The organism is Ignavibacteriota bacterium (genome assembly GCA_016212665.1).
Taxonomy (GTDB): domain Bacteria; phylum Bacteroidota; class Ignavibacteria; order UBA10030; family SZUA-254; genus FW602-bin19.
In genome coordinates this window covers 1-6,501 of record JACREZ010000010.1, presented here as the reverse complement: position 1 = coordinate 6,501, position 6,501 = coordinate 1, and the positions used below count along the sequence as shown (strand labels likewise).

Below are 6,501 nucleotides of genomic sequence, written 5' to 3'. Positions count from 1 at the left end.
CCGATATTTGGAAAAAACCGACCGATATTTAGAAAAAACCGACCGATATTTGGAAAAAACCGACCTATATTTAGAAAAAACCGACCGATATTTAGAAAAAACCGACCGATATTTAGAAAAAACCGACCGATTTTTTGAAAAAATGAGTAGTGTTTATGAAGCTACAGGCAGGATTCAGCTGTTTCTAAGTATCTTTACAAACTCAAACACGGCGATTCCATAGGCAACTGCGGCGTTCAGAGATTGTTTCATCCCGAACATGGGAATATCTACTGAGAAGTCGCTTTCGGCGATGATTTCTTTTCTCACACCGGTAATTTCATTGCCGACTATCAAACAAAGAGGGAAATGTTCTTTCGTGAGGGAGAAGTAGGGGATGCTTTTATCGGTATGTTCGAGTGTGCAAATGCGGATTCCCTGAGACTTGAGAAGTTGTAGCGGCTCAACCGGGTCTTTGTAATATTCCCAAGGGACAGTATTGGTTGCTCCCAAAGCAGTTTTGTCAATTTCTTTTCGTGGAGGGTAGGGCGTATAGCCCGTTAAGAACAATTTTTCTATTCTTGCTCCGTCAGAAGTACGGAAAACCGAGCCGACATTGTATAAACTTCGAATATTATCGAGCAGTACATAAATAGGAAGCCGTGGCATTGTCTTCAATTGTTCGGGCGAGTAACGATGTTGGGAGATTTCGGAGTGGGTGAGTTTTCGCATAACTATTGTAAAATTCTAAATACGAATATCGAAATTCTAAACAAATCCTAATATCTAATACCGAAAAAGGATAGGTTGAATAATGAATTTAGTTATTCGAATTTGTTTAGATATTAGGATTTAGTATTTCGGATTTATGATTAGCAGTAGCAGATGAATTCAAAGAGACGGGCAAATATACTCGGTTGTTTCCGAAAGTGGAAATTAGTATATTGGCGGGCGTAAAAATGTCAAAAATCCAACTAATTTGAGGAAATTAATCATTGCCATAGATGGTCCGGCGGCGTCGGGGAAAAGTACAACAGCTCGCTTGGTTGCCGGAAAGTTAGGATACTTGCACATTGACACGGGTGCAATGTACCGGGCAATGACGCTCAAAGTTTTAGAGCAACAACTACATTTAGACGACCACGAAACAATCGGTCAGTTAGCGCATCAAACAGAAATACAATTACGTCAGCAAGAAGACGGTTTACACATCTTTCTTGATTCAAGAGATGTGACGGAACGTATTCGCTCTCAGGCAGTAACAAAAGCGGCAAGTCCTGTTAGTAGCATCAAAGCCGTTCGTGAAGTAATGGTTCGAGAGCAACGCAAGATGGGGGAGAACGGCGGAATCGTTCTTGAAGGAAGAGACATCGGCACAGTTGTTTTTCCGAATGCAGATTTGAAAATATTTCTTGTTGCTCAGGTGAATGAACGGGCGAAACGCCGTCAAATGGATTTGAAGAAGACAGGAATTGAAGTCGGGCTTGATGTGTTGGCAGATGAACTGACAAAGCGCGACGAGTTTGATTCAACAAGAAAAGAAAGTCCGTTACGAAAAGCCGACGATGCAATCTTGTTGGACACTTCATCAATGACGATTGATGAACAGGTAGAGTTTATTGTAACGAAAGCAAAAGAAATCATCAACCATAGTTCTTTGAATTCATGAACGTTTCCATTGATAAAAGCGCCGGCTTCTGCTGGGGTGTTGTTCGTACGATTGACATCGCTGAGAGTGAATTGGCTTCACTTCCGGGTGAAATGAATTTGTATTCACTTGGTGAAATCATTCACAACCCGATGGAGATTGAACGACTCGAACAAAAAGGATTGAAGACAATCCATCGTGAAGACCTTGCAAGCATTAAAGATGCGAAAGTTTTGATTCGCGCTCATGGTGAACCGCCATCAACGTTTGAGCGAGCAAAAGAACTCGGCATTGAATTGATTGATGCAACATGCCCGGTTGTTCGGAAAGTTCAGGAACGAATCAAGAAGTTTTATGATACCGGATTCCAGGTTGTTATCTACGGAAAGATTGACCACGCAGAAGTGGTTGGTTTAGTCGGACAGACGAACGGCGAAGCGATAGTAATCAAATCGCTTGAAGAAATTTCAAAAATAAATTTTGAAAAGAAGACGGTCTTGTTCTCGCAAACGACGATGGACAAGGAAACGTTTCACAAAATCAAAACAGCGCTTCAGGAAAAGATAAAAGATTTTGTCGTTTCCGGTTTTATGGATGAAGCAGTTGAGTTTCATGCAAAAGATACAATTTGCGGTCAGGTGTTTGGTCGCGATAAGAAGTTACAAGAGTATGCGCGGCAAAATGATATCATGATTTTTGTCGCAGGTAGAATCAGTTCAAACGGGAAAGTATTGTTCCACATTTGCCAGGAAGCAAATCCGAGAACATACTTTATCGAGAACGAAACGGAATTACAACCGGAGTGGTTTGAAGAAGTTGAACATGTCGGAATCAGCGGCGCAACTTCAACACCGCACTGGTTAATGGAACGAGTAAAGCACGCAATCGAAGAGCGGTTCAGTGTTCTTCATGCGGCGTAAGAGTATAAATTCAGTCATCACTAAATCACTAATGTACAACTAATCAAGTCCTTCCATTCTGTGTGTTTGATGACAACACAAAGAAATGACAGGCAAGATGGTTTTCTTATCCGGAACTCCATCTAACAACAATAAAGGAAACATAATGACAGAAACAGTAACATCAATCCCTCAGGAACCGGTTCTTTCAACACCGTTAGAACCAAAACGCCCGGCGGCTTTGAAGAAGCCACCGAAATTTCTTGTTGACGAAGAATTTGGAGGCTACACGCAAGACGAAATGCAAGAACTTGCCAGGATGTATGATACAACTTTCCATGATGTAAAGGAAGGTGAAATAGTACGGGGCAAAATCGTTGCAATAAATGATGATGGCGTAGCCATTGATATCGGATTCAAGTCGGAAGGAATTGTATCAATCGTCGAGTTCCCGAACATTGATGAATTAAAACCGGGAGACGAAATTGAAGTATTCTTACAAAGCGTCGAAGACAAAGAAGGACAACTTGTTCTTTCCCGTAAGCGCGCAGATTTTATCAGAATCTGGGAACGAATTCTCAGAGCGCACGATACGCAGGAAGTATTACAAGGAAAAATCAGCCGAAGAATCAAAGGCGGTTTAGTTGTAGATTTATTTGGCATCGAAGCATTTCTCCCCGGCTCACAAATTGACGTTCGACCGGTTCGTGACTTCGACCAGTTCCTCGGTAAGTCAATGGACTTCCGCGTGGTCAAAGTAAATCACCCGTACGAAAACGTAGTCGTCAGCCATAAAGCGCTCATCGAAGAAGAACTCGCAGGACAACGGAAAGAAATTCTCGACCGGCTTGAAAAGGGTCAGGTACTTGAAGGCGTTGTCAAAGCAATCACCGACTTTGGTGTGTTCGTTGACTTGGGCGGCGTTGATGGTTTGGTTCACATTACCGATTTATCATGGGGTCGTGTCAATCATCCGTCAGAGATTGTCAAACTTGACCAGGTGATGAATGTCGCCGTGCTTGATTTCGGTGAAGACAAGAAACGTATTTCACTTGGTATCAAACAACTTCAGGCACATCCATGGGAAAACATCGAAGCAAAATATCCGCTACAAACAAAAGTAACAGGTAAAGTTGTTTCAATGGCAGACTATGGAGCATTCATTGAAATTGAAAAGGGCATCGAAGGTCTTATTCACATTTCTGAAATGAGTTGGACACAGCACATCAAACATCCGTCTCAATTAGTTTCGATGGGACAAATGGTTGATGCAATTATCCTTTCGCTCGACAAAGAGAACAAGAAAATTTCTCTTGGTATGAAACAACTCGAACCAGACCCATGGTTGAGTTTCTTACAGAAGTACCCCATCAATTCGATTCACAAAGGAGCGGTTCGCAATCTCACCAACTTCGGTGCGTTTGTGGAACTTGAGCCCGGTTTCGATGGGCTTGTTCACATTTCCGACTTATCATGGACGAAGAAGATTCGCCATCCAGCCGAAGTGTTGAAGAAAGCACAGGAAATCGAAGTAATGATTCTTGGAATTGATGCAGAAGCACGCCGGATTTCACTCGGACACAAACAAGTGAAAGACAATCCTTGGGATGGATTTGAACAATTCTACTCGAAGGGTATCGAAACTGAAGGTGTTATCAATCGCATCATTGAAAAAGGAGTCATCGTTGAACTTCCGATGGGAGTTGATGCCTTCGTTCCGGCAACACATCTTACAACGGCTTCGTTGAAGAACGTTGGCGAGAAGTTTAAGAACGGAGATGTTCTTCCCTTGAAGGTAATCGAATTCGATAAAGAGAATAAGAAAATCGTTCTCTCGGCAGTCGAATACTTTAAAGATAAAGAACAGAAGATGATGGATGATTACATCAACAAATTCAAACTTCCGAAGATGACGATGAAGGATATTGCTTCAGTCGAAGGAAAGCCGATAGAGATAGCGCCGGAAATGCTCAACGAGCAAGCGCCGCCTCCGGAATTCCTGGTTTAACTAATCCAACCTTGCGAAGGTTCATCTTGGTTAATTCTTTGAAACCTTCGCAATGTTATTTGTGTTGTAAAGACGTTGTTCTGCAAAGGGCAACGTCTTTATAATTTTATCAAATGAAAAAAGTCTCTCTCCAAACATTAGGTTGCAAAGTGAACTTTGCGGAAACTTCAACGCTCGGTCGTCAGTTCGTCGAGCGGGGTTTCACCATTGTTGATGATTCTCAACCCTCGGATGTATTTGTGTTGAACACATGCAGTGTCACCGAGCGTGCCGATAAAGAATGTCGGCAGTTGATTCGCCGTGCGCTGAGAAAATCTCCGAATGCATTTGTAGTTGTCACCGGTTGTTACGCTCAACTCCAACCTGATGAAATATCAACAATTGAAGGAGTGGATTTGATTTTGGGAGCGAAAGAAAAGTTCAACATCTTCAACTACGCAAACGGATTTCAGAAGCGGGGCGTTCCACAAGTGTTTGTTTCATGTATTGATGAAGTGGAAGATTTCATCTCAAGTTATTCCGGTGATGTTGATGGACGAACGAGAGCATTTCTCAAAGTTCAAGATGGATGCGATTATACCTGTTCGTTCTGTACGATTCCGCTTGCACGTGGGGAAAGCAGAAGTCAATCGGTGGAACGAATCATCAACGAGGCGCGTACACTTGTAGAAAAGGGATTTAAGGAAATTGTTTTGACCGGAGTGAACGTCGGGGATTACGGTCGGAAAATCGGGACAACATTTTTTGAACTCATCAAATCTCTCGATGATGTTGATGGATTGGAACGCATCCGCGTTAGTTCGATTGAACCGAATCTGCTCACGCCGGAAATTGTAGAGTTCATTCTCAACTCGAAACGATTCTGCAATCATTTCCATATCCCGATGCAGAGCGGAAGCGATACTATCCTGAAACAAATGCGCCGCCGTTACCTGACGAATGAATATCGTTCGTTGATTGAATTCATAAAAAAACTTGATGCAGATGCAGGCATAGGCGCTGATGTTCTTGTCGGATTTCCGGGTGAAACAGATGAGTTGTTCAGTGAGACTGCAACGTTCATTGCTGACATGCCGATTTCTTATTTACATGTTTTCACATACTCAGAGCGAGAAAACACGATTGCGACTGAATTCGATAAAGTAGTTGAACCGCGCATCCGTCACGAACGAAACAACATTCTCAGAATTGTCAGTCAAAAGAAGCGGCACGAATTTGCGACATCGTTTGTTGGAAGAACGGTTCCGGTTTTGTTTGAAGGAGAAGCGCACGAAGGAGTTGCCTCAGGGTTGGTGACAAATTATCTTCGTGTTCATGTTCCTGCAACAGAATCGTATGTAAATCAAGTCGAATCAGTTAAAATACTTTCAATTGACGGTGAAATATGCAACGGGGAACTTGTCAACGCTGTGAAAGTTGAATCTGAATCTGATTTTGCGTATTCTTGTACCACAGTTTAACAATATCTGTCAAAAAACTACTTAATGAAATCAATCTTCATCGCAATCTTGCTTGTAGTCCAAGTTTCCTTTGGACAATCTGTTCGTCCATTCTTTTCACAAACTGATAAACTTGATTTATCATCCTCCTCAAACTTCAAAGAGATTGAGTTCACCGGAGTGAGCGGGAAGAAAAGTGTTGCCGCCGCTGCCGCTCTTTCGCTGTTGCTTCCCGGTCTCGGCGAATGGTATGCTGATGATTATGCGACCGGAAAATATTTCACCATTGCAGAGGGAACATTGTGGCTCACGTGGACTTCGTTCAGAATGTACGGCGATTGGGTGAGAGATGATGCGCGGGATTTTGCCGTTCAGTATGCAGGCATCAACAAAGATGGAAAAGATGCTCAGTATTTTATTGACATCGGTAACTTCCAAAGCGTAGATGATTACAACGAGCAGATGTTGTTGCAACGCGATGCGGATGAAATGTACAATGCCAATTCCGATTACAAATGGAATTGGGAT

6 protein-coding genes are annotated in these 6,501 nt (G+C 42.5%); 5 read left to right on the top strand and 1 reads right to left on the bottom strand.

What is annotated here, in order from left to right; translation table 11 throughout:
* Positions 1-174 precede the first annotated feature (174 nt).
* On the bottom strand, positions 175-711 hold the full coding sequence (locus HY960_03620) for an RNA methyltransferase (protein MBI5214817.1): 537 nt from the start codon (positions 709-711) through the stop codon (positions 175-177).
* 247 nt (positions 712-958) lie between these two features.
* Here HY960_03620 and HY960_03615 point away from each other — a divergent pair, with 247 nt between their 5' ends.
* The 5 genes from HY960_03615 to HY960_03595 all read left to right on the top strand — a co-directional run.
* Complete coding sequence (locus HY960_03615) at positions 959-1,648, top strand: (d)CMP kinase (protein MBI5214816.1); 690 nt, start codon at positions 959-961, stop codon at positions 1,646-1,648.
* Entirely contained in the window at positions 1,645-2,547 is a 903-nt protein-coding gene (locus HY960_03610; GenBank protein ID MBI5214815.1) for a 4-hydroxy-3-methylbut-2-enyl diphosphate reductase, read from the top strand. The genes HY960_03615 and HY960_03610 overlap by 4 nt, the downstream gene beginning before the upstream one ends.
* A gap of 145 nt (positions 2,548-2,692) precedes the next feature.
* Positions 2,693-4,534, top strand: coding sequence for a 30S ribosomal protein S1 (rpsA, locus tag HY960_03605; GenBank protein ID MBI5214814.1), 1,842 nt, complete (start codon positions 2,693-2,695; stop codon positions 4,532-4,534).
* 113 nt (positions 4,535-4,647) lie between these two features.
* Positions 4,648-5,994, top strand: coding sequence for a tRNA (N(6)-L-threonylcarbamoyladenosine(37)-C(2))-methylthiotransferase MtaB (mtaB, locus tag HY960_03600; protein ID MBI5214813.1), 1,347 nt, complete (start codon positions 4,648-4,650; stop codon positions 5,992-5,994).
* Between the two features lie 24 nt (positions 5,995-6,018).
* The coding region (locus HY960_03595) for a hypothetical protein (GenBank protein MBI5214812.1) at positions 6,019-6,501 on the top strand (483 nt) is incomplete at its 3' end.

Coding starts and splice junctions, on each gene's coding strand:
- mtaB (MBI5214813.1), top strand. CDS start 4,648: ATGAAAAAAGTCTCTCTCCAAACATTAGGTTGCAAAGTGAACTTTGCG.
- HY960_03620 (MBI5214817.1), bottom strand. CDS start 711: ATGCGAAAACTCACCCACTCCGAAATCTCCCAACATCGTTACTCGCCC.
- rpsA (MBI5214814.1), top strand. CDS start 2,693: ATGACAGAAACAGTAACATCAATCCCTCAGGAACCGGTTCTTTCAACA.
- HY960_03610 (MBI5214815.1), top strand. CDS start 1,645: ATGAACGTTTCCATTGATAAAAGCGCCGGCTTCTGCTGGGGTGTTGTT.